Origin of the sequence: Duganella dendranthematis (assembly GCF_012849375.1) — a bacterium.
In the GTDB taxonomy this organism is placed as follows: Bacteria; Pseudomonadota; Gammaproteobacteria; order Burkholderiales; family Burkholderiaceae_D; genus Rugamonas; species Rugamonas dendranthematis.
Map to the genome: position 1 here is coordinate 4,530,097 of NZ_CP051684.1, position 23,373 is coordinate 4,553,469.

The following is a 23,373-nucleotide window of genomic DNA, read 5'->3' on the forward strand; positions in this document are numbered from 1 at the left end:
ATCCGCTGAACCCCGCAGGCATGCGCGTCGTGCTGGTCCTGCAAGGGGGCGGCGCATTGGGGGCTTATCAGGCCGGCGTGTTCCAGGCGCTGCATGAACACCAGCTTGCGCCGGACTGGATCGTCGGCACCTCCATCGGCGCCATCAACGCGGCCATCCTGGCCGGCAATCCCTTTGAAGACCGCCTGACCCGGCTGCGCCAGTTCTGGCAAGGCATCGCCCACCGCGACAGCTACGACATGCGCCAGGTGCCCGATGCGCAACGCCGTTCCAATATCCTGCTGCAAACCTGGGACACGCTATTTCGCGGCGTGCCGGGCTTCTTTACGCCGCGCTTGTTCAGCGCCTTCGCCACCGGTGCGCCGGTCGATCCAGAACAGGCCAGCTTCTACGACACGACCGACCTGCACAACACGCTCAACGACCTGATCGACTTCGATTACCTCAACGCGCCGGGCGGCATCCGCCTGACCGTGAATGCGCTCAAAGTCACCAGCGGCACTTTGCGCAGCTTCGACAACCGCGACCTGACCATCAACGCCGACCATGTGCGCGCCAGCGGTGCGCTGCCGCCGGGCTTCCCGCCGGTACGCATCGATGGCGACCTGTACTGGGACGGCGGGCTATATTCGAACACGCCGCTGGAAACCGTGCTGGACGAAAGCAAGCAGGTCGATACGCTGTGTTTCATGGTTGACCTGTGGAGCGCCGATGGCGAAGAGCCGAAAACCCTGGACGAGGTGCAGACGCGGCAGAAAGATGTCACCTTCGCCTCGCGTTCGCGCCGCCACCTGGACGATTACGTCGCCACCCACCAGATGCGGCAAAAGCTGCGCGAGCTGTACGCGGCGCTGCCGGCCGATCAGCGCACGCCGGCGCAAACCGCCGAACTGGAAGCGCTGGGCTGTGGCAGCACCTTGCATGTGGTGCGCCTGCCGTATGCCGGGCGCGACTGGAATATGGCCGCCAAGGACATCAATTTTTCGCAGGGATCGATCGACTGGCGCTGGGATCAGGGCTATCAGGATGCGCTGCGCGCCATCAAGGCATCAGGCTGGCTCAGCTTCGTCTCGGAAGATACGCCGCTGGTGGTGCACGAGTTGCCGCCGCTGGCGGTGGCGCCCCATGCAGAACGGGCCGCCTGAGCGACCCGTTTTTCTTTACTTCTGTGCCACCAACTGCGGCACTTTGGCCATATCGTCCTGGTAGGTCTGCTGCGCCTCCTTGAGGCAGGCGCTGCGTTCACTGGCCGGGACTTGCTTGCAGCCTTGTTTGGCTTCCGCCAGTGCCGCGCCGATTTCCTTGCGCAGGATGCGCGTGCGTTCGGCGGTGCTCTGGTCGCCTTCAGTCCAGCGGGCAGGTTCGCCGCGGGCGATTTCCTGGTGTTGCAGCTGGACGTTTTGCGGTGGCGTGGTATCAGTTTGCTGGGCGTGTGCGGCCAGCGCCACCCCCACCATCATCACGCCGGTAACGATGCGATGAATCATGATGTCCTCCTTAGAGTCGACCGGTCAGCAGCATGATCAGCAGGATGACCACGATCAGGCCGGTAATGCCGCTTGGCGCGTAGCCCCAGTTGCGGCTGTGCGGCCAGGTTGGCAGTGCGCCGATCAGGGCCAGAACCAGAATAATCAGAATGATGGTACCCATGTAATTCTCCTTGTTTTAACGTGCGGTAGTTGTTTTTAGTAGCGGCGATTAATAGCGATACAGGCGGCCGTCGATCAGGCGCACGCGGTTGCCCACGCGCAGATCGACAATGCTGTCCTGTTGAATGATGCGGGTGTCGCCGTTATCCATGCGCACGCTGATCTGGTATTCCTCTTTGCCGGCATTGCGGTTGCCTTCGACGTTGTTGCCCACCACTGCGCCGCCGACTGCGCCGGCCACCGTGGCGACTGCACGGCCCGAGCCGCCGCCGACCTGGTTACCCAGCAGGCCACCGATCAGGCCGCCGGTCACGGCGCCGACGCCGGAACTACGTTGGGCTTGCATGATCTGGATCGAGTCGATGGTGCCGTAAGTAGACGAGTCGTTGCTGATATAGCCGATCTGTTGCGGCTGCTGGTTGCTGGCGCAGCCGCTCAATGCAGCGACGCCGGCAAAGATAGCGGCGGCAAGCGTAGTTGAGCGTTTCATGTTGTTTCTCCTGAAAAAGTGTGGGTTCAGAATAAACAACGGCGCATGCAAGGTCTGTGCGCTTACGCACGATGCCGCGCCGTGCGGAGTTTAGTACGCTAACGTACAGATGCGACGGCGGAACCAGCGTTTAATGGTGACATCGGTAGCAGAGACGCCCTCAAACGTCCCGCTGGCTGACAAACTCATTTAATTACTCTAAGGAGAATCGCCATGAAAATCGCACATAAAATCGCTACTGCCCTGTTCACCGTATCGCTGCTGGGCGCCATGACCGGCTGCGCATCGACCTCGACCAAAGAAGGCACCGGCGAGTATGTCGACGATTCCGTCATCACCACCAAAGTCAAAGCCAGCATCTTCAACGAGCCTAGCCTGAAAACCACCGAAATCAACGTGGAAACCTTCAAAGGCACCGTACAGCTGAGCGGTTTCGTGGCCCAGCCTGAAGATATCGCCAAAGCTGCCCAAGTGGCACGTGGCGTCAAAGGCGTGACCGCAGTGAAAAACGACCTGCACGTCAAGTAATTCCCCCGGCCGGCGCGCATCAGGCGCGCCGGCGCTTTACCTGTGAGTCATCATGAACCAGCCTGTCGATCTTCCTCGGACTCACGCACAGGCGCTCACCGCCGATGCTGACGTTCCTGCTGCCACCTCTCCCGCTGTTCCCGAAACTCCCCGTATTCCCCTGCATGTCAACGCGCGCGGCCTGGCGCTCGGCGTGATTGCGACCGTCGCCTTTGTCTGGGCGCTGCAATGGTCGCGCAACTTCCTGGTTCCCTTATTGCTCGGTATTCTGATCAGCTACACTTTGAGTCCGCTCGTGTGCTGGCTGGAACGCATCCGCATTCCGCGCGTGATCGGCGCGACGCTGATTACTGCCGCCATTCTGGGCGGCTCGGTGGTGGTGGCGGAAAAGCTGCAAGGCGAGTTCCAGGCCATTGTGGAAGAGTTGCCGACCGCGGGGCACAAACTGTCCAAACTGGTGTCGGAACACTTGCACAGCGGCGGCCCGAGCGCCTTGCAGCGCATCCAGGACGTCGCCACCGAGCTGCAGCAAGCCACCGCCGGCGCGCAGGAAAAGCGTGCCGCCCGCCGCGCCAGCGCCGCCTCGCCGCCCGATACCTTGCCGGTAATGGACTGGCTGTGGGCCGGCTCGATGGGCGTGATGGGCTTCGTCAGTCAGGCCACCATGGTGATCTTCCTGGTGTTCTTCCTGCTGCTGTCGGGCGACACCTTCAAGCGCAAGCTGGTCAAACTGACCGGTCCGTCACTGACCAAGAAGAAAATCACCGTCCACATCCTGGAAGACATCAACAGCTCGATCCAGAAATACATGCTGATGCTGCTGGTGACCAATGGCGCGCTGGCGCTGCTGATGTGGATCGCCTTGCGCTGGATCGGGCTGGAGAACGCCGGCGCCTGGGCCATCGTCGCCGGGCTGCTGCACCTGATGCCTTATTTTGGCCCGCTGCTGATCATGATGGCGACCGGCATCGTCGCCTTCCTGCAGTTTGAATCCTTGCAGATGAGTTTCCTGGTGATGGGCGCCTCGCTGGCCATCGCCACGCTGATCGGCACCGTAGTGGCAACCTGGATGACCGGCCGCTTCGCCCGCATGAACGCGGCGGCGGTGTTCGTCAGCCTGCTGTTCTGGGGCTGGCTGTGGGGCGTGTGGGGCTTGTTGCTCGGCGTTCCCGTGATCGTCATCATCAAGGTGGTCGCCGAGCGGGTGGAAGGCATGGAAGTGGTGGCCGAGCTACTCGGCGAGTGAGGTCTTGCGCAGGCTGCCCAGCTGGAGCGCATATTGTCTTGCAAACTCGGCGCCGAGGAAGAAAATCTGCGCCGAGTAATACACCCACATCAGCACCGCAATCATCGAGCCCGCCGCGCCGTAGCTGCTGGCCACGCCGCTGTTGCCGATGTAGGCGCCAATCGCATATTTCCCGATCGTGAACAAGGCTGCGGTGCCGATGGCGCCGATGGTGACGTCATGCCATGACAGTTTCACGCGCGGCAGCATCTTGAAGATCACGCCGAACAGCGCCGCAATCACCACAAAGCTGATCGCCAGATTGATCACCGTCAGCACAATACCGGCGTCGCTCCAGTAACTATCCCAGAACTTTTCCAGCAAGGTCAGCGCCGCGCTGACCACCAGCGACACCATCAGCAGAAACGCCAGCACCAGCACCATGCCGAACGACAGCAGGCGGGTGCGGATGGTGTCCCATACCGTGCCCTTGGTCAGCGGCGGCACTTGCCAGATAGCGTCCAGGCTGGCCTTGAGTTCGGCAAACACGGTGGTCGCGCCGAACAGCAGCAGGGCGCCGGCGACCATGGTGGCGAGCCGGCCTTCTTCCTTGTTGCGGGCGCCGGCCAGCACCGCCTGAATCGCTTCGGCCCCTTGCGCGCCGACCAGGCCGCGCAGTTGGGCGAACAGTTCACCCTGGGCCGCCTGCGGGCCGTAGAACCAGCCGGCCACAGCCAGCACCAGCACCAGGATCGGCGCCATGGAGAACAAGGTGTAGAACGCCAGCGCCGCGCCCATGCTGCTGCCGCGATGCTCGAACCATTCCAGCACGGTGCATTTCAGCACCGAGAAGATATTTTTTTTGTTCATAAAAAAAAGCCCCGCAACTTTCATTGCGGGGCTGTTAGTGGCGAGGGTTTATTGCACGCGACGTTCGATGGTGATTTGTTCCACTTCAACGCGGCGGTTAGGTTCCAGGCAGGTGATCAGGTCGGCACGTTTCTTGTCGTGGCACTCGACCACTGGATTCGCTTCGCCTTTGCCTTCAGCAACCAGACGGTTGGCAGCGATGCCTTTGCTGACCAGGTAGTCCTTGACCGCGTTGGCGCGGCGTTCCGACAGTTTCTGGTTGTACTTGTCGCTGCCCAGACGGTCGGTGTAGCCGGTGATGACCACGTTGTTGATGCTCGAGTCAGCATTCAGCGCCGCAGCGATTTCGTCCAGCTTAGGCGTATCGGCGGTCAGCTTGGCGCTGTCGAAGGCGAACATTTTGGTCGCCGACATCGTCACTTTTTCGAAACGCGCTGGCGGTGGTGGCGGTGGTGGCAGCGGTGCTGGTGGTGGCGGTGGTGGTTCCGACACTTGCGGTGCTGGCGGTGGTGCGGCTGGCGCTGGACGCGGTGGCGCATTGAACGCGAAGTTCAGGCCGACGGTCAGCAGGTAGTTGTTGCTCTTGCTGTTAGGGAATTCGTCACCGCGGATGAAACCATGCACATCACGGATGTCGGCCTGGAAGGTGGTGCGGTCGTTGATGTCGGCCTGGAAGCCCAGACCGGCGCTGACGTACGGCGAATTCTTTTTGCGCTCGATGTAGTTAGGCAGGTTGGCCTTGTCGCGCTCGGCGCCGATACCGATCAGCAGGAACGGACGGAACGATTTACGCGAGAACATGTACAGACCGTCTACGCCCAGCGTGTCTTGCTGGTAGCGTTGGAAACCGTCACGGGAGCGGCTGTAGGTGTAACCACCTTGCACATCCCAGTATTCATTGACGGCCTTGCCGAATTTCAGGCCGGCGCCGTAACCGCGCTTGTCGGTGGTGCCGAAGTCCGAGTCAGGCTTGATGCCGTTGACGCTAGGCTGGATGTACCACGACGGGTTGATGACCGGATCTTGCTGGGCCATGGCGGAGAACGACGCGCAGAGTGCTGCAACGGCGAAGGCGATTTTCTTGGATTTATTCACAGGGTGGCTCCCGATAGTTTAAAAGTTTCATCGTCAGCAATGTTGTTGCATCGCTGTTGGACCGAAGATTAGGCGACAAGGTGCGGTTCTTCCGTTCGGTACCGCACCAAAGTTTGCGCTGTATCAAATTTGTCACAAATCCCAGAACTAACGCGCCTCCCGATTGTCCCAGCGTAAAGCCATAGATGGTTCGCTAATGTTCGTTGACGCACAGACTGAAACCCTACAAACCGGCATTCTTGCGTCAAAGCCGTACCAATCCAGTTTAAAGGAGCGTTCCCATGCATGCAGTCAGCAAACAACAAACCATGGTTCAAAACGAAATGAAAGCGTCGCCGGAGATGCATTCCACCACGGCCCGCTTGACCTCGTTGATGGACCGGTCGACGCCGGCACCGCTGGATCGCAAACCAAGCCTGTCGATGGCGTCGATCGAACGTGTGCGTTCGACGTCGGCCACGCTGCGCCGCATCGAAAACATGCAAAAACTGATCGGCGAACTGTCGCTGCATGAGATGCTGGCCGACGAAATCGCCTGGTTCCTGAAGTTTTCGCCGTCCGGCGCCCGCAAATACATCCGCGACCTGCGCGAAGCCGGCGTGATCGAACTGGCGCGCTACGTCGAAGGCACCGCCACCTACCTGGGCAAAGCGGTCTACCAGCTGACCCCTGACCCGGAGCGCATCGCCGCCTTCCTGGCCGCCATCGCCCAGCCGAAGCGCGAAGGTGTGGCCCCACGCAAGGAACGTCCAGGCCTGCGCGAGCAAGCCATGGCCGGCAGCGGTCGCCATTTCCACATTCTGGCCGATGACACCCATTACGCCATCCGCGTCAACCGTGGCCCGGTGATGCGCGATCCGCTGGTCGCCGCCTTGTTCGGCAGCGCGCCATCGCAGCAAAAAGCAGAATAAACCGCGTCGCAGCGGGAGTATCATGAACAGCCGGCGCTTGCGTCGGCTGTTTTCGTATTGAAATGTTGTTATGCAGCCCCACCTAGCTGGCATTACATCTCACGGACCTGCGGCACATGGAAGCTTTGACCTGGATCGGCCTGACGGCGCTGGCGATCGCGCTGCCCTTCATTTACCCGCGCTGGCGCTTGCAGCGGGTGCTGGCCCGGCCATTGCCGCCCGAGGCGGTCGCCATCCTGCAGCATACTATTCCGGTGTACCGCAACATGCCGGCCGACTTGCAGCAACAACTGCGCAAGCTGGTGGTGCAATTCCTGCATCAGAAGAAGTTTGTCGGTTGCGCCGGGCTGGAGGTGACCGATGAAATGGCGGTCACCATCGCCGGTCAAGCCTGTCTGCTGCTGCTGAACCGGCCCAGCAAAGTCTATCCAGCCTTGCACACCATCCTGGTTTATCCCTCGGAATTTGTGGCGCAACGCGCCGAAGTAGGGCCGGGCGGTGTGATTACGCCGGGCCGGCAGAGCATGCTGGGCGAGTCGTGGGACGATGGCCGCGTGGTGCTGTCGTGGGACGATGTGCAGCGCGGCGCCGGCGACTGGACCGATGGCCACAACGTCGTGCTGCACGAGTTTGCGCACCAGCTCGACAGCGAATCGGGCCGCGCCAACGGGGCGCCATATCTCGGCAATCCGGCCAGCTACCGCGAATGGTCGGAAGTCTTGTCGCGCAACTTTCAGAATCTGCGGATGCACGCCATGCACCGCATGGAGACCGTGATGGACCCGTACGGCGCCACCAATCCGGCCGAATTCTTCGCCGTGGCCACCGAAACCTTCTTTGAAAAACCGTACCAGATGGCCGAACATCACGCCGAGCTGTACGAGGAATTCCTTAAATATTACCGGGTCGATCCACGCGCCTGGATGTCGCCGCCGCCACCGCCTGCGCCGCCGGAACCGCCGCCAGTGTCGTTCGCCTACAGCTGGTGATCACAGGATAATGGAGCCGTCGTCGGTGCGCTTGACGTGCAGCAGGCCCGGTTCCTCGTCCTCCAGCCGCTGGGCTTCCTGATCCGCCGCGCTCGGCGTCTTGCCGGCCTCGGCCAACAGGCGCTGGCGCTCTTCCAGCCCCTGCAGGATGTTCTGCTCCAGTTCCGACTGCTGCCACGGTTTGGAGATAAAGCGGAACACATGCGCCTCATTGATGGCCGTCATCGCCGTCTTGAAGTCGGTGGACGCGGTCAGCATGATACGCACCGTGGTCGGCGCCACGTCCTTCAGCGCTTGCAGGAAGTCGCCGCCGGTCATCTCCGGCATCATGAAATCGGACACCACCAGGTCGAACTCGCACACGCAGATGCGGTTCAGCGCGTCGAACGGATTGGTGAAGGTCTCGATCTGCGCGCCGGCCAGCGCTTTGCTTTGGCGTAGCGCCCGTTGCAGCGCGCTCAGCATATTCGGTTCGTCGTCCACCAGCAGTATGCGGCTCATGATAATTCCTCGGTATGGCGCACCGGCAGCAGCACGCGGAAGCAGGTGCCGCGTCCCACTTCGGTGTCGACTTCGATGCGGCCCTTGTGTTTTTGTACGATGCCGTAGGCCAGCGACAGGCCCAGCCCGGTCCCCTTGCCAACCGCCTTGGTGGTGAAGAAGGGATCGAAGATGCGCGACAGCGTGTCCGGTGCGATGCCGTTGCCGGTGTCTTCCACTTCCAGTTTGACGGTGTCGGCGTCGGCCATGCCGGTGCGCAGCGTGATGGTGCCGCGCTGCTCGCCCATGGCCTGGGCGGCGTTGACCACCAGGTTCAGCACCACCTGGTTGATTTGCAGCGGCAGGCATTCGATGGCCGGGATGTCGCCGTAGGCCTTGACCACGTCGGCGTGATATTTGACTTCGTTGGCGACGATATTCAACGTCGAATCGATGCTTTGGTGCAGATCCGCGCGGCTCCATTCCTGGTTGTTGTCGGCGCGCGAGAAATCCTTCAGGTCTTCGACGATGTGGCGCACCCGCACCAGTCCTTCTCCCGATTCGCGCATCAGCGCCGGAATGTCCTGGCGCAGGAAATCCAGATCGATACGCTCGCGCATGGCGCGCAATTTGGTGATCACGGCCGGCTGGGCGATGCTGGCCTCGGCCGCCTGGTAGGCGTCCAGCATCTCGAACAGCTGCTCCAGGTAATTCTGCAAGGTGCCGACGTTGGAGAAGATATAGCCGATCGGGTTGTTGATTTCGTGCGCCACGCCGGCCGCCAGCTGGCCGATCGAGGCCATCTTTTCGGCCTGCACCAGCTGTTGCTGGGCGGCCGACAGCAAATCGTTCAGTTCGGTCAACTGGCGGATGTCGTCGGCCAGCTTGTCATTGGCCTGCGCCAGCTGGGCGGTGCGTTTCTCGACAATATGCTCCAGGCTGTCGCGCGACTGGCGCAGCGCGTTTTCCGCCACGCGGCGTTCTGTGACGTCGCGCATGGTCTCGATGGCGCCGACCACGTGGCCCTCGGCATCGCGCAGCGGCGCGGCGGTGAAGTGCAGCCAGTGGCCGCTGGCGCCGATGTTGGGGAAGAAGTCTTCCGATTCGTAGGCGCCCGGGATCAGCGTGGACGGGTGGCTGTGACCGGGATAGTGGTCGGCGATATTGTCATCGCCATCGACGATCAGATCGCACAGCAGCGGCCGTTCCTTGATGTAGAACGGCTGCCATTGGTTGCGGGTGCCGACCATGCAGGCGCGGGTCCAGCCCAGCAGCTGCTCGCACGCCTTGTTCCAGTGGGTGATGACGTGGTGGCGGTTGACGGCGAAGGTAGCGACCGGATGGCCGTCAAAGAATTCGTCCAGCGCTACCTCGGCCTGTGTGGAAAGTTTCATCGTGGATTCCTAGTTGACCAATATCTGGCACATATCGTTGACCATCAGCGGGCAGTTTTCGCTCAGCTGCTGGCGCTGCGCATCGTCGAAGGCGAGGGTGGTCCAGGCTTGTTCGCGCTGCTCTTCGCTGGCGTCGGTTGAATCGGCCAGCCGATGCGCCATGCCGACCGCCAGCGCCAGGCCGGTGGCGTTGGCGCGGTGCTGGTGGCAGATGGCGTCCTGGATCGCCGGCGGGAAGTTCCAGTGCGCCGCCAGTGCGCTGCCGGCCTGCGCGTGGTCGACGCCGAACACGGCCAGCTCGGCGTCGGCGACACTGGCGTCGGCATGTTCGGCGCGCCATAGCGGCACCGCCGCGTACTCGTCGGGAAAGCGGGTGGCCAGCACCAGTGTGCCGAGGTTGTGCAGCAGGCCGGCGGTAAAGGCGGTGTCCGGACTTTGACGCAGGTGGCGCGCCAGCGCGCGCGCCCAGACGGCGGTGGCGATGGCGTGGCGCCAGAACAGGCCGAAGTCCAGCGCTGGCCCGGCCGTGGCCGGCACGGTGCCGATCACGCCGCAGGCGGTCACCAGCGTGCGCACGCTGTGCAGGCCCAGCACCGACATCGCCTGCTGGATGCTGGTGACCTTGGACGGCATGCCGTAAAAGGAGGAGTTGGCCAGCCGCAGCGTCTTGGCCGTGAGCGCCTGGTCGAGCGCGATGCGGCCGGCCAGGTAGTGCAGGTCGATATCGTCTTCTTCCATGCTGGTCAGCAGCTCGGCCACCACCGCCGGCAGCGACGGCAGGTCGTGCACGCGGCGCACCACCTCATCCAGTGCGATGTGGCTCATGGCGGCTCTCCCTGGCTGAGCGTGATCAGGCTGCCGCGCGAGGCCGAGTGCAGGCCCATCGGGTAGGCGGTGACGGTGTAGCGCACGCCGCCGATGTCGGCCAGATGGCCGGCCGGCGGCAGGCAGCCGTCGCCGGCGAACAGTTCCGGCAGCATGGTGCAGGCCTCGTTGCCAAGCAAGGCGCCGGCGCGCTGGAACAGGCGGCCGGCGGCGCCGTTGACGAACGCGATCATGCCGTCGTCATCCATGCCGATCACCGGCAGCGGCAATTGTTGCAGGATGTCGCGGGCGACGCCAAGACTGATCTCGTCGCGGTCGATCTGGCGCTGCATCTGATGCAGCAACTGCTCCATGCGGCGGTTGGCGCTGGCCAGCTCGTGGTTGGCGTTGCGCACTTCCATGTTGAGGCGGTGGTTGTCGTCGGCGATTTCCTTGAGGCGGAAGGCGTCGTGCAGATGGTCGCGCAGTTGCTCGTCGTTCCACGGTTTGGTGAGGAATTTGTAGATCGCGCCTTCGTTGACGGCGTCGGTCACCGATTGCAGCTCGGTATAGCCGGACAGCATGATGCGAATGGTGTCCGGCCGCAGCCTGCGCGCCTGGCGCAGGAAGTCGGCGCCGCTCAGGCCGGGCATGCGCTGGTCGGAGATGATGACGTCCACCGGCTGCTGCGCCAGCACTTCCAGCCCCTGTTCGCCGGAATGGGCGGTCAGAATCTGGTAGCCGTCCGGGCGCAGCAGGCGCTTCAGCGCCGACACGATGTTGACCTCGTCGTCGACCAGCAGCAGGCTGCGGTTGCGCGCCTGCACCCGCAACAGTTGCGGCGGCAGGCGGCGGTCCTCGCGCAGCAGCGCGCCGATGTCGGCCGGCAGCAATGGCGCGGCGTACAGTTCGCCCTGGATCAGGTCGCACAAATTGTCGCGCAGGAAGGCGCATTGGGCTTCGGTTTGCACGCCGTCGGCGGCGACGCGGATGCCGAGATGCAGCGCCATCGCCATCAGCGCCTGGCAGTGGGCGGCCGCGGCGGCGCTGTCGCTATCGTTCAGCGCGCGCACCACCGCACTGTCGAGCTTGATGTAATCGAAGGGATAGCGTTGCAGATTGCTGAGGCAGGCCGGGCCGGCGCCGAACTGGTCCAGCGTCAGGCTCACGCCCAGTTGTTTGAACCAGGCCAGTGCACTGCCGGCGGCGGCTGGATCTTGCATCAGCACCGCTTCTGCCACCTCCAGCGTCAGCGCCGCCGGGGTAATGTCGTACTGTTCCAGCAGTGCCGCCACGCCGGCGCCAAAGCGTGCATCGTGCAGCTGACGCGCGGTCAGGTTGAGGGCCACCTGGATATCGCTGCCATGCAGCGCGCCGCCTTGCCACAGCTGGCGGTCTTCGCAGCTGCGGCGCAGCAGGTCCAGCGTGTCGCCATGCGCCGGCCATGCTTCGACGGCGGCGACCGCGCCATTGCGCAAATCGACCAGCGGCTGGTAGCGCGGCGGCGAATCATCGAACTCCATCAGGCGTTCCTATCGAAATGGAAGCTGGCTGCTCGAAAATACTATCGACTGATTATTACGGATAAGCACGCGGCATTCAACCTTTTTCATGTGCGCGCGCGAACGGAAGCCGCTCGCCATGCGGGGCACACTGGGGCCACGTTAATCCAGGAGAACACCAATGAGCACGATTATTGCGGGCCATTTTCAATTGCAGGATGAAATCGCCGATGCGCGTCTGGCGTTGTTGAGCGCTGGTTTTGCGGCGGCACGGATCAGCGCCTTCTACGTTAACCCAGCCGGACAGCACGATGTGCACGAACTGGGCGGCGACCATGACAAGTCGCCCGGCGCCAAGGAAAGCGACGAGGGCGTGGTCAAGGGCGGCGCCACTGGCGCGGTCGCGGGCGCCGTCATCGGCAGCGCCACCATTCCGATCGCCGGGCCGGTGGGGCCGGTGGTGGGCGCGCTGGTCGGCGCGCACGTCGGTTCGCTGTACAGCCTGCACAAGATGAAGGAAGCCGGCGAGCCGGACGAGGACGGCAGCAATGTGCAGGCGCCGCGCAAGTCCGGCATGCTGATCGCGGTCGCGGTGGACGACACGGCGCAGGAGGACAAGGCGCTGGACATCCTGCGCCGGTTGCACGCGGCCGACATTGAACGGGCCGAAGGCACCATCAGCGGCGGCGACTGGGGTGATTTCAATCCGAATTCGCTGCCGGTGCCGGCCTGATGGCTACTGACTAGCGCAACAGTGTCAGCCTGGTATCTGCCATTCGGCTGGCGCTGTTGCTTATCTGAGACGATGGCGGCGCAGCATGCAATTTTCGGTATGATAGTCTGCACAGATCAACCGAAGAGCGGAGGCTGCAATGACGCAGGCATGGCTAGTGCTCACTCGTCCGGACGGACGCGACGTTGCTGCGCCGTCCGAGGCCCAACTGGCGGCGGCCCTGTCCGACGTCTACGGTGGTAACACGATCAGCCCCGACGGCGGCCCCGGCAGCGCGGTGCTGCGCTTCGGCTACGATGACGGCCTGATGTACGAAATGGAAGTCTCGAGCGGCGGTGCGGTGCGCTTTGCCGAATGGTCCGACCGCGATTGCGAAATCGCGCTGGCCTCGCCGCGCACCATGACCGTCAAGCAGCAGGCCGACGCCTTGCAGCTGTGGCGCCTGATGGCGCAGCGCCAGGTGGCCAAAATCCGCAGCCAGCCCTGGCTGAATGACGATTAGCTGACGATTAACGCCTGCCGTATTGTTCCAGCCGCGTCTGGCATTTGATGCACAGACGCGCTTCCGGTCGCGCTTCTAGCCGCGAATAGCCGATCACTTCGCCGCAGTTTTCACACAGGCCATAGCTTTGGTCCATGAATTTGACCAGCGCGTGGCGCACGATGCCCAGCTGAAGCGACGTCAGTGTGGCGGCGTCGTGCACGGCGGCGTGCAGCAGGCGCTGGCTGGCGTTGTCGGCCGGCGAGGCTTCCGCCACATGCGGCTGCGGCAGCCGCAGATCGGTGCTGCGGTCGAGGTCATCCGCGAGTTGACTGAGCAGCGCGGCGCAAGCGTGTTCCAGCCGTCCGTGTAACGCCTGCCATTGGTGATCGTCCAGTCCGTTCATAGCGCGACCTCCTTACGGCTTGGACTTGCGCGCTCACGATTGGTTCTACAGCGCCTCGATGTGCTGCTTGAGTTTTTCCAGCGGCTTGAGCATCTGCTCCGGCTTGCCGGACGCCACCGCCGCGCCCACGGACAGCAGTTCGCCGGCCAGGTCGACCAGATCCTTGAGACGGTCGATCTTGTCGATTTTTTCCTGTGCGCGCGCGGTCAGGTCCAGCAACTGCTGTTGTTGCGGGCCGAGGCCGGAAGCGGCCAGCACCGCCGCCTCCAGATACAGGCCGTTGGCGCGCTGGCGCAGCGCCACCTCGTTTTCAAACAGCGCCTGCGCCACGCCTTGCGAAATGCCGGGCAGGGCGCCGTCCGCCGCCGGCTGGCGAATCGCGCGCATCAGGCGCCGGTGCAGGGCGTCGGCATTGGCTGACAGATGATCGGCCAGCAGCTCGATCTGGGCTTGTTGGTTCGGATTTGCCATGGCCACTCCTTACTGTTTGGTCGGAAGCTGTTCGACCAGCGCGCGGTGGCGCTGTTCGATCAGGTCCAGGTTCTTGCGCGCCAGCGTGTAGCGCAGGCCGATCAGGCGGTACTCGGCCTGCTTCTCCTGCTGCTGCGACCTGGCGAGCGCCAGCAGCAGGCGTTCGCGCTGCGGATCGACAAACGGGATAGCGGATTCCAGCATGCCGAGGACGATTTTCTGCTCGTTGTCATTGCTCTTATCGTACAGGCGCAACAGCGTGCGCATGGCGTCCAGTACGTCCTGCACCGGCTGCTGGCCATCGCGCAGGATGTCGTTGACGGCGTTCTCCTGCATGGGCCGCGTGAGGCCGCGCGCGATCAGCCGCGTCAGGCCGGCGAAGGCGTTGACGTGGCGGCTGTCCAGGCCCGAGTCCGGCCATTCCTTGATGCCGCTGCCGATCGCCTTGACCTGGTCTTCCAGATCGTACTGGCTGTCGCCGGCCAGCTTGCCCAGCGTTTGCATATACGCTTGCAGGCCGTATTGCAGTTTGACGAAATCGTCGCAGGCTTGCTGGCGGCTGGCGTCGAGCTGGCGTTCGCGGGCGTCGGCTTCGGGTGACAGGTAGGGCTGCTCGCGCTGGTAGGTGTTGCGGTAGCGCTCGGTCAACTCATGGTAGGCGCCGAGCTTGGGCGAATCGGCGGCAAAGGCGCGCACCTCGGCCATGCGCGGCGTGCTGCTGGCGCAGCCGGTGAGAATGGCCAGCAGGCCCAGCATCAGGAATAAACGGGACAGTTTCATGGGCACTCCGCAGTTGGTGGGACGATTGTTGCCGTTAGTGAATATCTCCGTGTTGCGCGGGCGCAGACTACGTGGTCAGCGCCTGCCGCCAGCCGAGGCCGGTATTGGTGTCGCCGGCCGGGATGTACTCGCAGCCGAGCCAGCCGTCGTAGCCGAGCTGATCGATGTGGGCGAACAGGTGGCGGTAATTGATCTCGCCGGTGCCTGGCTCGTGGCGGCCGGGCGTGTCGGCCACCTGCATGTGCTTGATGAATGGCAGGTTGGCGGCGATGGTGTTGGACAGTTCGCCTTCCATGCGCTGCATGTGATAGATGTCGTACTGCAGGAACAGATTCGGCGCTGCAACCTCGGCGATGATTTGCAGCGCCTGGCTGCTGTGGGTCAGCAGGTAGCCGGGCATGTCGTAGTGATTGATCGGCTCGATCAGCAGATTGATACCGGCCGGCTGTAATTGCTGGGCGGCGTAGCGCAGGTTATCGAGATAGGTGGCGCGGGCGAGATCGAGGGGCGTGTCGGGCGGCAGTTTGCCGGCCATGCAGTGGACTTGCGTCACGCCGAGCGGGGTGGCGTAGGCGAGGGCGCTGGCTACGCCCTGGCGGAACTCGCCAACGCGGCGCGGATCGCAGGCCATGCCGCGGTCGCCGGCGTTCCAGTCGCCTGCCGGCAGGTTGAACAGCACCAGCTTGAGCTGGTGGCGTTGCAGCAACTCGGCAAGTTGCGTCGCTTCGTACGGATAGGGAAACAGGAATTCGACCGCCTCAAAGCCGGCCTCGCGGGCGAGGGCGAAACGGTCGAGGAACGGCGCGTCGGTGTACAGCATCGACAGATTGGCGGCGAATTTTGGCATGGCGGATAGCGGGGTGCGCGTTGGCAGAGTTGCTATCCTAGCCCAAATGTTCACTGTGTGGCGTGCATTCACCCCGCACGGCAACAACCTTGGGTCTGACCCGTGCGGGTCAGACCCGTTCTTGCTGGGGTTAGCGGCCGCGGCCGCCGGAGCGGTGCTGGGCTGCGGAGCGTGGGGCGCCGGCATTGCCGCCGCCGTTGCCGCGCGGAGCACCACCACCGTTGCCGCCACCAGCCGCACGCGGTTTGCTGCCACCGCCGTTACCGCCGCCATTGCCGGCGCCCGGCTTGCGCGCTGCGCCGCCTTGACCTTGACGGCCGCCGTTGCGATGGCCTGGGTTGCCGCTGCGCAGCTGAATCGGCTGTGCACGCGCGGTCGGGTCCGGCTCGAAGCCCGGAATCACTTCACGCGGCAAGGTCTGCTTGATCAGCTTTTCGATGTCTTTCAACATGTCGTTCTCATCCACGCAGACCAGCGATACCGCTTCGCCCGTCGCGCCGGCGCGGCCGGTACGGCCGATCCGGTGGACGTAGTCTTCCGGCACATTCGGCAGGTCGTAGTTGACCACGTGCGGCAGCTGGTCAATGTCGATACCGCGCGCGGCGATGTCGGTGGCGACCAGCACTTGCAGCTTGCTGTCCTTGAACTCCGACAGCGCCTTGGTGCGCGCCGACTGGCTCTTGTTGCCGTGGATCGCCATGGCTTTGATGCCGTCTTTGTCCAGCTGTTCCACCAGCTTGTTGGCGCCATGCTTGGTGCGGGTGAACACCAGCACCTGGGTCCAGTTGTTGGACTTGATCAGGTGGGCCAGCATCGGGTGTTTCTTGTCGCGGTCCACCGGGTGGATTTTCTGCGCGATGATTTCCACCGTCGAATTGCGGCGTGCGACTTCAATCGTCGCCGGGTTGGTCAGCAGGCCGTTGGCCAGCGCCTTGATCTCGTCCGAGAAAGTGGCCGAGAACAGCAGGTTCTGACGCTTCGGCGGCAGCTTGGCCAGCACTTTGCGGATGTCGCGGATGAAGCCCATGTCGAGCATACGGTCGGCTTCGTCCAGCACCAGGATTTCGATCTTCGACAGATCGACCGTGCCCTGGTCCATGTGGTCCAGCAGGCGGCCTGGGGTGGCCACCAGGATGTCGACGCCGTGTTTCAGTTGCTTGATCTGCGGGTTGATGCCGACGCCGCCGAAGATCACGGCGGAATTCAACTTGGTGTACTTGCCGTAGATGCGCACGCTTTCCTCAACCTGGGCCGCCAGTTCGCGGGTCGGGGTCAGGATCAGCGCGCGGATCGCGCGGGTCGAGGTGTTGCTGGTCAGTTTGGCGCCGACCGCGTCAGTCGACAAGCGGTGCAGCAGTGGCAGGGTAAAGCCGGCAGTCTTGCCGGTGCCGGTTTGTGCGCCGGCCAGCAGGTCGCCGCCATTCAGCACGGCGGGAATCGCCTGCTGCTGGATCGGGGTCGGCGAGGTATAGCCAGTGTCGGCAACTGCGCGCATCAGCGCATCGGACAAACCGAGGGAGGAAAATGACATATTAACTTTTTGTTATGATCGACCTGTCGCCACGGTGGGCGTCAGTCGCAGGCAATCGGTTGTTCTTGAGCTTGCGGTACAGGACTGGGCGTAGGCCGCAGCTTTCAGTATAACAGCTAAGTGCGGCTTATGTTTCGCTAAGGAAAGACAAAGGGCGCCGCAGCGCCCCTAATTTGTAACAAATTGTCGAACTAATGCGAAGTTATGCGAACGGCGTCAGCAGACCAATCATCTGGCCGAACACTTTCGGGCTGCCGGCCACGATGTCGCCTTTGAACAGGTAGTCCGACTCGCCGTTGAATTCGGCGACGATGCCGCCGGCTTCGGTGACCAGCAGGGTGCCGGCCGCGATATCCCACGGTTTCAGGCCTTTTTCATAGAAGCCGTCCAGACGGCCGCAGGCGACGTAGGCCAGGTCCAGTGCGGCGCTGCCGGCGCGGCGGATGCCCTGGCTGCGTTCAGCCATGATGCCGTACATTTCCAGGTATTCTTTCAGCGCTTTCGGGCTGCCGGTTTTGTAGCCGGTGGCCAGGAGGGCGTTGGCGATGCGGTCCAGCTTGCCCACGCGGATGCGTTTTTCGTTCAGGTAGGCGCCGGCGCCCTTGGTGGCGGTGAACAGGTCGTTGTGGACCGGGTCGTAGATCACGGCTTGCGTGATGATGCCGCGGTGCGACAGCGCGATCGAGATCGAGTATTGCGGGAAGCCGTGCAGGAAGTTGGTGGTGCCATCGATCGGGTCGATGATCCAGGTGTATTCTGCCTCGTCGTGCGCATTGGCGGAAGCGCCGCTTTCTTCGCCCAGGAAGGCGTGGTCAGGGTAGGCTTTGGACAGCACTTCGATGATGGCTTGCTCGGCAGCCTGGTCCACGTCGGTGACGTAGTCCTTGTGGTCCTTCTCGGTCACGATGACGCGGTCGAGGTCGAAGGAGGCGCGGTTGATGACGGCGGCGGCGCGACGAGCGGCCTTCACGGCCGTGTTAATCATTGGAGATTGCATGGACTTTTCCGTATAAAAATGCTAACGCCCGCCGGAAGCATTCCAGTCCGGCGGCACGAGAGGAGACAAAATGACAAAGAGCGGGGCGGTGCCAAGCTGTGAAATTCCGTGTGGCTACCGCGCGATTGCGCTATTTTAAATGAACCTGTCCCAAATCAACACGAATCTTTTTAAACATCGGGGATTTATTCGAGCGCTTCGGGTCTCCCGTGTGATCAAGCGCTGCCCAATCGGTGGCCTGGTGATTGTCAATCTGTCAAGCAAACGACCATCAACTTGAACCTCAGTTCGAAACTGCTGCCCTGTCCGATGCCCGCGCTATATGCGGTGACGCGGCCATGGTGCAGTTCCACCAGGCTTTTAACGAGCGCAAGCCCGAGCCCCAGGCCGCTATTTTTTCCATCGGTTGACAGCTCCGCCTGCGTATATAAATCAAACAGGTGCGGCATCAGCGATTCGGCGATGCCGATGCCGTTGTCCGAAATCTCAACCACGACCTCATCGTTTTCAATTTGCGCTTTGATAACGATGTCGCCACCGTTCGGCGTGTAGCGAACCGCGTTGCCCAGCAGGTTGCTCAACACCTGAACCAGACGTGTACGGTCGCCTAAAATCATACATGGTCTGGCGGGGAGGTCGACCTCCACCGCATGTCCCTTGATACTGATCGCATGCGATAACTGCTCGACCGCTGCCGTGATCACCGTCGAGATATCGACAGGCTGCGCGTGCATGGACACCAGGCCGCGGCTGACCCTGGATACGTCCAGCAGATCTTCGACCAGTCGGCTCATGTGCTTGACCTGTCGGGTGATCAGTTGACTCAGCTTGGTTGTTTGTTCGGCGTTGTGTGGGCTCGCTTCCAGCAAGCCAGCTGCCATGCCCGATGCGGACAGTGGACCACGCAGCTCATGACTAAGCGTGGACAGGAACTCATCTTTGCTGCGGCTGGCGGAAAGGAGAGCCGCCGCCTTGTCGCGCAACAGCGCGTTAAGACCTTCCACTTCCCGGTTGGTGCGCTCTAACTGGCTGGATATTTCGACCAGTTCAATCTGTTTAGCCTCGAGCGCGAGCAACGCTTGTGAGAGATCAACGTTTTGTCGATTGGCTTCGGACAGTGCGATATTGCTGGGCAGTTTTTCGAGGTGCGAAATCGCCGTGACGATGTCTTCAGGGGTATTTTTAGAAGTTTGGATGTCGAAGAACTTGTGCAGCACGATAAACAGGCCACGCTGATCAGTCGTGATATCGCATTCGTCCATGAAGCGCCTGGCCGCCACAACGCCGTCGCTACCGATTAACTCATTTTTCGCCTCAACAATAGCGCGCTCTGTCTGATGCCTGTCCCGCCATGCCATCTCAATTTCTATCAACAGCGCCCAGCGACCATGCAACGCCCGGAGGAGAAAGCGAATCGTACCGCCGGGTGCGTAATTGAAGGACGTCCGTGCCAGTTCGGAAACGGTGGTCGCGATACGAATCTGGTCCTGGTTGCTAAAGCCGCACAATGCAGCAATTTGCCTTGCACGCAGACGGGAGCCGATAATCTCAAGGTCGCCGCCGATCGCAAGCGTAAGTAATGTGTGCATCCGAACAGAATACAGTAGCGACGGCTAGTTGAGGCAAACTATTGCCGGGCGAATAGTTATGGGCAGGAGTATTCACCGGCGCAGGTTAAAATTGTATTCCGCTGCAAACCCTTGTTTAACGATCCGGAACGATCCCGCTATTTCATGAACCTGCCGCAAATCAACACCAATCTTTTCAAACAGCTGCGATTTATTCTGGTCGAAACCAGCCGCGCCGGTAACATCGGTGCGGTCGCGCGCGCCATGAAAACCATGGGTTACAGCGATCTGGTGCTGGTCACGCCGCGCTTCGAGAATGCGCTGCACGATCCGGAAGCGGTAGCCTTCGCCAGCGGCGCGCAGGATATCCTGGCCAGCGCGCGGGTGGTGGGCAGCCTCGCCGAGGCGCTGGAGGGGATTAATTTTGCGGCGGCGGTGTCGGCCCGCTTGCGCGAGTTTTCGCCGCCGGTATTGTCGCCGCGTCAACTCGCCGGCCAGCTGGTGGCGCAGCCTGAACTGCACGCGGCGCTGATTTTCGGCAATGAGCGCTTCGGCCTGCCGAACGAGCTGGTGGAAAAGTGTAATGTTTTGATTAACATTCCCGCCAATCCCGAGTATTCGTCGCTGAATCTGTCGCAGGCGGCCCAGGTGCTGGCCTACGAATGCCGGATGGCGCTGCTGGACGGCGCCGGCGTCACCCACACGCCGCGCTTGCCGGCGGGCGAGGCCAGCGAAGTGGGCTTTCACGGCGAGGCTGCCAGCATCGAGCAGATCGAGGGTATGTACGCGCACCTGGAGCAGGCGTTGGTGACGATCGGTTTCCTCGACGCCAGCAATCCGCGCAAGCTGATGCCGCGCCTGAAGCGGCTGTTCGCCCGCGCCCAGCTGGAGAAGGAAGAGGTCAATATCCTGCGCGGCATCGCCCGCCACATGACGGGCCGCCACGGCAAGGGAGAGTAATGAACTGGGATCATCCGCAACCGTACACGCTGGAACTGTCGCCGTCGTCCGCCGACATCGACGGGCTGGACCACACCAATAATGCGGTCTACGTGCAATGGTGCGAGAAGGCCGGCTGGGCCCATTCGGAAGCGCTGGGCCTGAGCCTGGCCGACTACCGCCGGCTGGACCGGGCGATGGCGATCCGCCACGCCGAATACGATTACATCCTGCCCACTGCCGCCGGCGAAGCGCTGTTGCTGGGCACCTGGCTGTACAGCACCGACGGCAAGCTCAATATGGAGCGCCGTTTCCAGTTGCTGCGCGCCATCGATGGCGCCACCGTGCTGCGCGGACGCTGGCAACTGGTGTGCATCGAGATCAGCAGCGGCCGCGCGCGGCGCATGCCGCAGGAATTCTGCGACGGCTATCTGCCGGCCGTGGTCGCCGACGGCGCGCCGGACTAGACGCCTTCCTCTAGTTTTGCCCGCTACACTAGCCGCAAAACCATAAAAATGGACGGAGACAATGCAAGTATCCCGCAGATCTTTTCTGAAGATCGGCGTGGCCGGCGCGTGCACCCTCGCAGCCGGCGGCGCCATCTATCGCCTGACCAACCCGGCCAGTTCCCCGCATCGGTTTGCTCTTGACGGCCCCGCCCAGGCAGTGCTGGACGCGGTCATCCCGGCCATGCTGGGACCGGCTTTGCCGGACGCGGCCGAAGCGCGCGCGGCGGCCGTCAACGCCGCCAGCCAGCGCGTGCGCGACGCCGTGCTCGGCCTGCCGCTGACCACCCAAAAAGAAGTGCAGGATCTGTTCGGCCTGCTGGCGCTGGGCCCGGCGCGGCGCTTGCTTGCCGGCGTGGCGGGCGGCTGGGAGCAGGCCGATCCGCAGCAGGTGGCGGCCTTTCTCAGCAGCTGGCGCACGCACAGTCTGCAAACGCTGCAAGTCGGCTATCACGCGCTGCACGACTTGATCATGGGCGCCTGGTATGCCGACCCGTCCACCTGGGAAGCGATCGGCTATCCGGGACCGCTGAAGGAGTTGCTGGCATGAGCGTGATTCCCGATCCAATCGCCGCCGGCCTGGCCGCCGGCTGGCAGGTCACCGACGGCGCGCAACTGCCAGCCGACCAGACGCTGGAAGCCGACGTGGTGATCGTTGGCAGCGGCGCCGGCGGTGGCGTGACGGCCGAGATCCTGGCGCTGTCCGGCCTGAAAGTCATCATTGTGGAAGAAGGCGCGCTGAAGTCGTCCAGGGATTTCAAGATGCGCGAGGCCGAGGCCTATCCGACGCTGTACCAGGAGTCGGCCGCGCGCAAGACCAAGGACAAGGGCATCACCATCCTGCAAGGCCGCACGGTGGGCGGCAGCACCACCATCAACTGGACCAGCAGCTTCCGCACGCCGGACATCACGCTGCGGCACTGGAACCAGCATTTCGGCCTCGGCGACTACACGCCGGCGACGCTGGCGCCGTGGTTCGGCATGATGGAAGAGCGTCTGCACATCAGCGACTGGCCGACGCCGCCCAACGAGAACAACGGCCTGCTGCGGCGCGGCGCGGCCAAGCTGAATATTCCGACCGGGCTGATACGCCGCAACGTCAACGGTTGCTGGAACCTCGGCTACTGCGGCATGGGCTGTCCAACCAACGCCAAGCAGTCGATGCTGGTGACCACCATTCCGTCCGCCTTGCAGCACGGCGCCCATCTGCTGACGCGCACGCGCGCCGAGCAACTGGTGATCAAGAACGACCGCGTGACCGAGCTCAGCTGCGTGGCGCTGGCGGCCGACGGCCTCAGCCCCACCGGCCGCCGCGTCACGCTGCGCGCCAAACACTTCGTGCTGGCCGGCGGCGCCATCAACACGCCGGCCTTGCTGATGCGCTCGACCGCGCCCGATCCGCATGGCCTGCTGGGCAAGCGTACTTTCCTGCATCCGACCGTGGTCTCGGCCGGCCTGTTTGAACAGCGCGTGGACGGTTACGCCGGCGCGCCGCAAAGCGTTTATTCTGACCACTTCCTGCACACCGAGCGCATCGACGGCCCGGTCGGCTACAAGCTGGAAGCGCCGCCGCTGCATCCGCTGCTGTTCGCCACCACCATGCCCGGCTTCGGCACGCAGCATGCGGGCGTGATGCGGCAGTTCCCGCATGTGCACGCCTTGCTGGCGCTGCTGCGCGATGGCTTCCACGCCGACGCGCCGGGCGGCAGCGTGGCGCTGGTGCACGGCGCGCCGGTGCTCGATTATCCGATCAGCGATTTCCTGTGGGACGGCGCGCGGCGCGCACTGCTGACGATGGCCGAGATCCAGTTTGCGGCCGGTGCGCAATCGGTCACGCCGGTGCATGAGCGCGGCGAGGCGTATCGCACCTGGGCCCAGGCGCAGGCCGGCATCAATGCACTGCCGTACAAGCTGTTGCAGACCAAGGTGGTGTCGGCCCATGTGATGGGCGGCTGCGGCATGGCGGACGACGAGCGGCTGGGTGTCACCAGTTCGCGTGGACGCTATCATGGCCTGACGAATCTGTCAGTACACGATGGCTCGCTGTTCCCGACCTCGATCGGCGCCAATCCGCAGCTGTCGATCTACGGCATCGTGGCGCGCCTGGCCAGCGGGCTGGCGCAGCAGCTCACCGGCCAGCCGGCGGTTCGCCCCACGGCTTCCTGAACGCGCTATCA

The 23,373-nt window shown here is 63.1% G+C and carries 27 protein-coding genes; 11 read left to right on the plus strand and 16 right to left on the minus strand.

Annotation, left to right across the window (positions count from 1 at the left end; translation table 11 throughout):
* The first annotated feature begins 20 nt into the window (after positions 1-20).
* On the plus strand, positions 21-1,145 hold the full coding sequence (locus tag HH213_RS20745; protein WP_110848713.1) for a patatin-like phospholipase family protein: 1,125 nt from the start codon (positions 21-23) through the stop codon (positions 1,143-1,145).
* 15 nt (positions 1,146-1,160) lie between these two features.
* Here the strand turns inward: HH213_RS20745 and HH213_RS20750 are convergent, their stop codons facing one another.
* Genes HH213_RS20750 through HH213_RS20760 form a run of 3 tightly spaced genes read right to left on the minus strand, consistent with a single transcriptional unit; the run spans position 1,161 to position 2,139 of the window.
* Positions 1,161-1,487, minus strand: coding sequence for a hypothetical protein (locus HH213_RS20750; RefSeq protein ID WP_161055305.1), 327 nt, complete (start codon positions 1,485-1,487; stop codon positions 1,161-1,163).
* Positions 1,488-1,497: 10 nt separating this feature from the next.
* Positions 1,498-1,650, minus strand: coding sequence for a DUF3309 domain-containing protein (locus tag HH213_RS20755; RefSeq protein ID WP_090192273.1), 153 nt, complete (start codon positions 1,648-1,650; stop codon positions 1,498-1,500).
* Between the two features lie 48 nt (positions 1,651-1,698).
* Complete coding sequence (locus HH213_RS20760; protein WP_161046860.1) at positions 1,699-2,139, minus strand: glycine zipper 2TM domain-containing protein; 441 nt, start codon at positions 2,137-2,139, stop codon at positions 1,699-1,701.
* A gap of 213 nt (positions 2,140-2,352) precedes the next feature.
* Here HH213_RS20760 and HH213_RS20765 point away from each other — a divergent pair, with 213 nt between their 5' ends.
* Both HH213_RS20765 and HH213_RS20770 read left to right on the plus strand, forming a co-directional pair.
* Positions 2,353-2,667: a BON domain-containing protein gene (locus HH213_RS20765; RefSeq protein ID WP_110848613.1), complete on the plus strand. Its 315-nt coding sequence runs from the start codon at positions 2,353-2,355 to the stop codon at positions 2,665-2,667.
* 52 nt (positions 2,668-2,719) lie between these two features.
* Positions 2,720-3,913, plus strand: coding sequence for an AI-2E family transporter (locus tag HH213_RS20770; RefSeq protein WP_169113492.1), 1,194 nt, complete (start codon positions 2,720-2,722; stop codon positions 3,911-3,913).
* Here the strand turns inward: HH213_RS20770 and HH213_RS20775 are convergent.
* Both HH213_RS20775 and HH213_RS20780 read right to left on the minus strand, forming a co-directional pair.
* The gene (locus HH213_RS20775) at positions 3,899-4,762 is read right to left on the minus strand and encodes a YihY/virulence factor BrkB family protein (protein WP_110848611.1); all 864 of its coding nucleotides are present in this window, start codon (positions 4,760-4,762) and stop codon (positions 3,899-3,901) included. The genes HH213_RS20770 and HH213_RS20775 overlap by 15 nt on opposite strands.
* A gap of 48 nt (positions 4,763-4,810) precedes the next feature.
* Positions 4,811-5,857: an OmpA family protein gene (locus HH213_RS20780; RefSeq protein ID WP_110848610.1), complete on the minus strand. Its 1,047-nt coding sequence runs from the start codon at positions 5,855-5,857 to the stop codon at positions 4,811-4,813.
* A gap of 281 nt (positions 5,858-6,138) precedes the next feature.
* Between HH213_RS20780 and HH213_RS20785 the strand changes: the two genes are divergently transcribed.
* Both HH213_RS20785 and HH213_RS20790 read left to right on the plus strand, forming a co-directional pair.
* Entirely contained in the window at positions 6,139-6,768 is a 630-nt protein-coding gene (locus HH213_RS20785) for a winged helix-turn-helix domain-containing protein (RefSeq protein ID WP_229258092.1), read from the plus strand.
* A 116-nt stretch (positions 6,769-6,884) separates the two neighbouring features.
* Positions 6,885-7,757, plus strand: a complete 873-nt coding sequence (locus tag HH213_RS20790; protein ID WP_169113493.1) for a M90 family metallopeptidase — start codon at positions 6,885-6,887, stop codon at positions 7,755-7,757.
* On the opposite strand, the gene HH213_RS20795 is transcribed toward HH213_RS20790, so the two are convergent.
* The 4 genes from HH213_RS20795 to HH213_RS20810 are packed head-to-tail and all read right to left on the minus strand — an operon-like array spanning position 7,758 to position 11,958.
* A complete protein-coding gene (locus HH213_RS20795; protein WP_169113494.1) occupies positions 7,758-8,258 on the minus strand; it encodes a response regulator in 501 nt (166 codons plus the stop codon). It abuts the gene before it with no gap.
* On the minus strand, positions 8,255-9,631 hold the full coding sequence (locus HH213_RS20800; protein ID WP_169113495.1) for a PAS domain-containing sensor histidine kinase: 1,377 nt from the start codon (positions 9,629-9,631) through the stop codon (positions 8,255-8,257). Before HH213_RS20800 ends, HH213_RS20795 begins: the two co-directional genes overlap by 4 nt.
* Positions 9,632-9,640: 9 nt before the next feature.
* Positions 9,641-10,456 (minus strand): HDOD domain-containing protein, encoded by an 816-nt coding sequence (locus HH213_RS20805; RefSeq protein ID WP_169113496.1) that lies wholly within the window; start codon positions 10,454-10,456, stop codon positions 9,641-9,643.
* Positions 10,453-11,958, minus strand: coding sequence for an EAL domain-containing protein (locus HH213_RS20810; protein ID WP_169113497.1), 1,506 nt, complete (start codon positions 11,956-11,958; stop codon positions 10,453-10,455). Before HH213_RS20810 ends, HH213_RS20805 begins: the two co-directional genes overlap by 4 nt.
* 160 nt (positions 11,959-12,118) lie before the next feature.
* Between HH213_RS20810 and HH213_RS20815 the strand changes: the two genes are divergently transcribed.
* Positions 12,119-12,670, plus strand: coding sequence for a glycine zipper domain-containing protein (locus HH213_RS20815; protein WP_110848604.1), 552 nt, complete (start codon positions 12,119-12,121; stop codon positions 12,668-12,670).
* 139 nt (positions 12,671-12,809) lie between these two features.
* Positions 12,810-13,172 carry a hypothetical protein gene (locus HH213_RS20820; RefSeq protein ID WP_110848603.1) on the plus strand — a complete coding sequence of 121 codons (363 nt, stop codon included), beginning with the start codon at positions 12,810-12,812 and terminating at the stop codon, positions 13,170-13,172.
* A gap of 7 nt (positions 13,173-13,179) precedes the next feature.
* Here HH213_RS20820 and HH213_RS20825 read toward each other — a convergent pair whose 3' ends face one another.
* From HH213_RS20825 to HH213_RS20855, 7 genes are all read right to left on the minus strand, one after another.
* Complete coding sequence (locus HH213_RS20825; RefSeq protein ID WP_110848602.1) at positions 13,180-13,557, minus strand: TraR/DksA family transcriptional regulator; 378 nt, start codon at positions 13,555-13,557, stop codon at positions 13,180-13,182.
* Between the two features lie 45 nt (positions 13,558-13,602).
* Positions 13,603-14,028, minus strand: a complete 426-nt coding sequence (locus tag HH213_RS20830; protein WP_169113498.1) for a hypothetical protein — start codon at positions 14,026-14,028, stop codon at positions 13,603-13,605.
* A 9-nt stretch (positions 14,029-14,037) separates the two neighbouring features.
* Positions 14,038-14,808 (minus strand): hypothetical protein, encoded by a 771-nt coding sequence (locus tag HH213_RS20835; protein ID WP_169113499.1) that lies wholly within the window; start codon positions 14,806-14,808, stop codon positions 14,038-14,040.
* A gap of 67 nt (positions 14,809-14,875) precedes the next feature.
* Entirely contained in the window at positions 14,876-15,655 is a 780-nt protein-coding gene (gene otnI, locus HH213_RS20840) for a 2-oxo-tetronate isomerase (protein WP_169113500.1), read from the minus strand.
* Positions 15,656-15,785: 130 nt separating this feature from the next.
* Positions 15,786-17,186, minus strand: a complete 1,401-nt coding sequence (locus HH213_RS20845) for a DEAD/DEAH box helicase (protein ID WP_110848598.1) — start codon at positions 17,184-17,186, stop codon at positions 15,786-15,788.
* A gap of 202 nt (positions 17,187-17,388) precedes the next feature.
* Positions 17,389-18,171, minus strand: coding sequence for an inositol monophosphatase family protein (locus tag HH213_RS20850; protein ID WP_110848597.1), 783 nt, complete (start codon positions 18,169-18,171; stop codon positions 17,389-17,391).
* Positions 18,172-18,431: 260 nt separating this feature from the next.
* Positions 18,432-19,772 carry an ATP-binding protein gene (locus tag HH213_RS20855; RefSeq protein ID WP_169113501.1) on the minus strand — a complete coding sequence of 447 codons (1,341 nt, stop codon included), beginning with the start codon at positions 19,770-19,772 and terminating at the stop codon, positions 18,432-18,434.
* A gap of 144 nt (positions 19,773-19,916) precedes the next feature.
* Between HH213_RS20855 and HH213_RS20860 the strand changes: the two genes are divergently transcribed.
* The 4 genes from HH213_RS20860 (at position 19,917) to HH213_RS20875 (ending at position 23,362) form a co-directional block, all read left to right on the plus strand.
* Positions 19,917-20,711: an RNA methyltransferase gene (locus HH213_RS20860; RefSeq protein ID WP_169113502.1), complete on the plus strand. Its 795-nt coding sequence runs from the start codon at positions 19,917-19,919 to the stop codon at positions 20,709-20,711.
* The gene (locus tag HH213_RS20865) at positions 20,711-21,157 is read left to right on the plus strand and encodes an acyl-CoA thioesterase (protein ID WP_169113503.1); all 447 of its coding nucleotides are present in this window, start codon (positions 20,711-20,713) and stop codon (positions 21,155-21,157) included. Before HH213_RS20860 ends, HH213_RS20865 begins: the two co-directional genes overlap by 1 nt.
* A gap of 61 nt (positions 21,158-21,218) precedes the next feature.
* Positions 21,219-21,746, plus strand: a complete 528-nt coding sequence (locus tag HH213_RS20870) for a hypothetical protein (protein WP_110848594.1) — start codon at positions 21,219-21,221, stop codon at positions 21,744-21,746.
* Positions 21,743-23,362 (plus strand): GMC family oxidoreductase, encoded by a 1,620-nt coding sequence (locus HH213_RS20875; RefSeq protein WP_169113504.1) that lies wholly within the window; start codon positions 21,743-21,745, stop codon positions 23,360-23,362. The genes HH213_RS20870 and HH213_RS20875 overlap by 4 nt, the downstream gene beginning before the upstream one ends.
* Positions 23,363-23,373 lie beyond the last annotated feature (11 nt).

Bases quoted from the DNA above. Each gene is read 5' to 3' on its own strand.
- HH213_RS20745 (WP_110848713.1), top strand. From the start codon at position 21: ATGCGCGTCGTGCTGGTCCTGCAAGGGGGCGGCGCATTGGGGGCTTAT.
- HH213_RS20750 (WP_161055305.1), bottom strand. From the start codon at position 1,487: ATGATTCATCGCATCGTTACCGGCGTGATGATGGTGGGGGTGGCGCTG.
- HH213_RS20755 (WP_090192273.1), bottom strand. From the start codon at position 1,650: ATGGGTACCATCATTCTGATTATTCTGGTTCTGGCCCTGATCGGCGCA.
- HH213_RS20760 (WP_161046860.1), bottom strand. From the start codon at position 2,139: ATGAAACGCTCAACTACGCTTGCCGCCGCTATCTTTGCCGGCGTCGCT.
- HH213_RS20765 (WP_110848613.1), top strand. From the start codon at position 2,353: ATGAAAATCGCACATAAAATCGCTACTGCCCTGTTCACCGTATCGCTG.
- HH213_RS20770 (WP_169113492.1), top strand. From the start codon at position 2,720: ATGAACCAGCCTGTCGATCTTCCTCGGACTCACGCACAGGCGCTCACC.
- HH213_RS20775 (WP_110848611.1), bottom strand. From the start codon at position 4,762: ATGAACAAAAAAAATATCTTCTCGGTGCTGAAATGCACCGTGCTGGAA.
- HH213_RS20785 (WP_229258092.1), top strand. From the start codon at position 6,139: ATGCATGCAGTCAGCAAACAACAAACCATGGTTCAAAACGAAATGAAA.
- HH213_RS20790 (WP_169113493.1), top strand. From the start codon at position 6,885: ATGGAAGCTTTGACCTGGATCGGCCTGACGGCGCTGGCGATCGCGCTG.
- HH213_RS20795 (WP_169113494.1), bottom strand. From the start codon at position 8,258: ATGAGCCGCATACTGCTGGTGGACGACGAACCGAATATGCTGAGCGCG.
- HH213_RS20800 (WP_169113495.1), bottom strand. From the start codon at position 9,631: ATGAAACTTTCCACACAGGCCGAGGTAGCGCTGGACGAATTCTTTGAC.
- HH213_RS20805 (WP_169113496.1), bottom strand. From the start codon at position 10,456: ATGAGCCACATCGCACTGGATGAGGTGGTGCGCCGCGTGCACGACCTG.
- HH213_RS20810 (WP_169113497.1), bottom strand. From the start codon at position 11,958: ATGGAGTTCGATGATTCGCCGCCGCGCTACCAGCCGCTGGTCGATTTG.
- HH213_RS20815 (WP_110848604.1), top strand. From the start codon at position 12,119: ATGAGCACGATTATTGCGGGCCATTTTCAATTGCAGGATGAAATCGCC.
- HH213_RS20820 (WP_110848603.1), top strand. From the start codon at position 12,810: ATGACGCAGGCATGGCTAGTGCTCACTCGTCCGGACGGACGCGACGTT.
- HH213_RS20825 (WP_110848602.1), bottom strand. From the start codon at position 13,557: ATGAACGGACTGGACGATCACCAATGGCAGGCGTTACACGGACGGCTG.
- HH213_RS20830 (WP_169113498.1), bottom strand. From the start codon at position 14,028: ATGGCAAATCCGAACCAACAAGCCCAGATCGAGCTGCTGGCCGATCAT.
- HH213_RS20835 (WP_169113499.1), bottom strand. From the start codon at position 14,808: ATGAAACTGTCCCGTTTATTCCTGATGCTGGGCCTGCTGGCCATTCTC.
- otnI (WP_169113500.1), bottom strand. From the start codon at position 15,655: ATGCCAAAATTCGCCGCCAATCTGTCGATGCTGTACACCGACGCGCCG.
- HH213_RS20845 (WP_110848598.1), bottom strand. From the start codon at position 17,186: ATGTCATTTTCCTCCCTCGGTTTGTCCGATGCGCTGATGCGCGCAGTT.
- HH213_RS20850 (WP_110848597.1), bottom strand. From the start codon at position 18,171: ATGATTAACACGGCCGTGAAGGCCGCTCGTCGCGCCGCCGCCGTCATC.
- HH213_RS20855 (WP_169113501.1), bottom strand. From the start codon at position 19,772: ATGCACACATTACTTACGCTTGCGATCGGCGGCGACCTTGAGATTATC.
- HH213_RS20860 (WP_169113502.1), top strand. From the start codon at position 19,917: ATGAACCTGCCGCAAATCAACACCAATCTTTTCAAACAGCTGCGATTT.
- HH213_RS20865 (WP_169113503.1), top strand. From the start codon at position 20,711: ATGAACTGGGATCATCCGCAACCGTACACGCTGGAACTGTCGCCGTCG.
- HH213_RS20870 (WP_110848594.1), top strand. From the start codon at position 21,219: ATGCAAGTATCCCGCAGATCTTTTCTGAAGATCGGCGTGGCCGGCGCG.
- HH213_RS20875 (WP_169113504.1), top strand. From the start codon at position 21,743: ATGAGCGTGATTCCCGATCCAATCGCCGCCGGCCTGGCCGCCGGCTGG.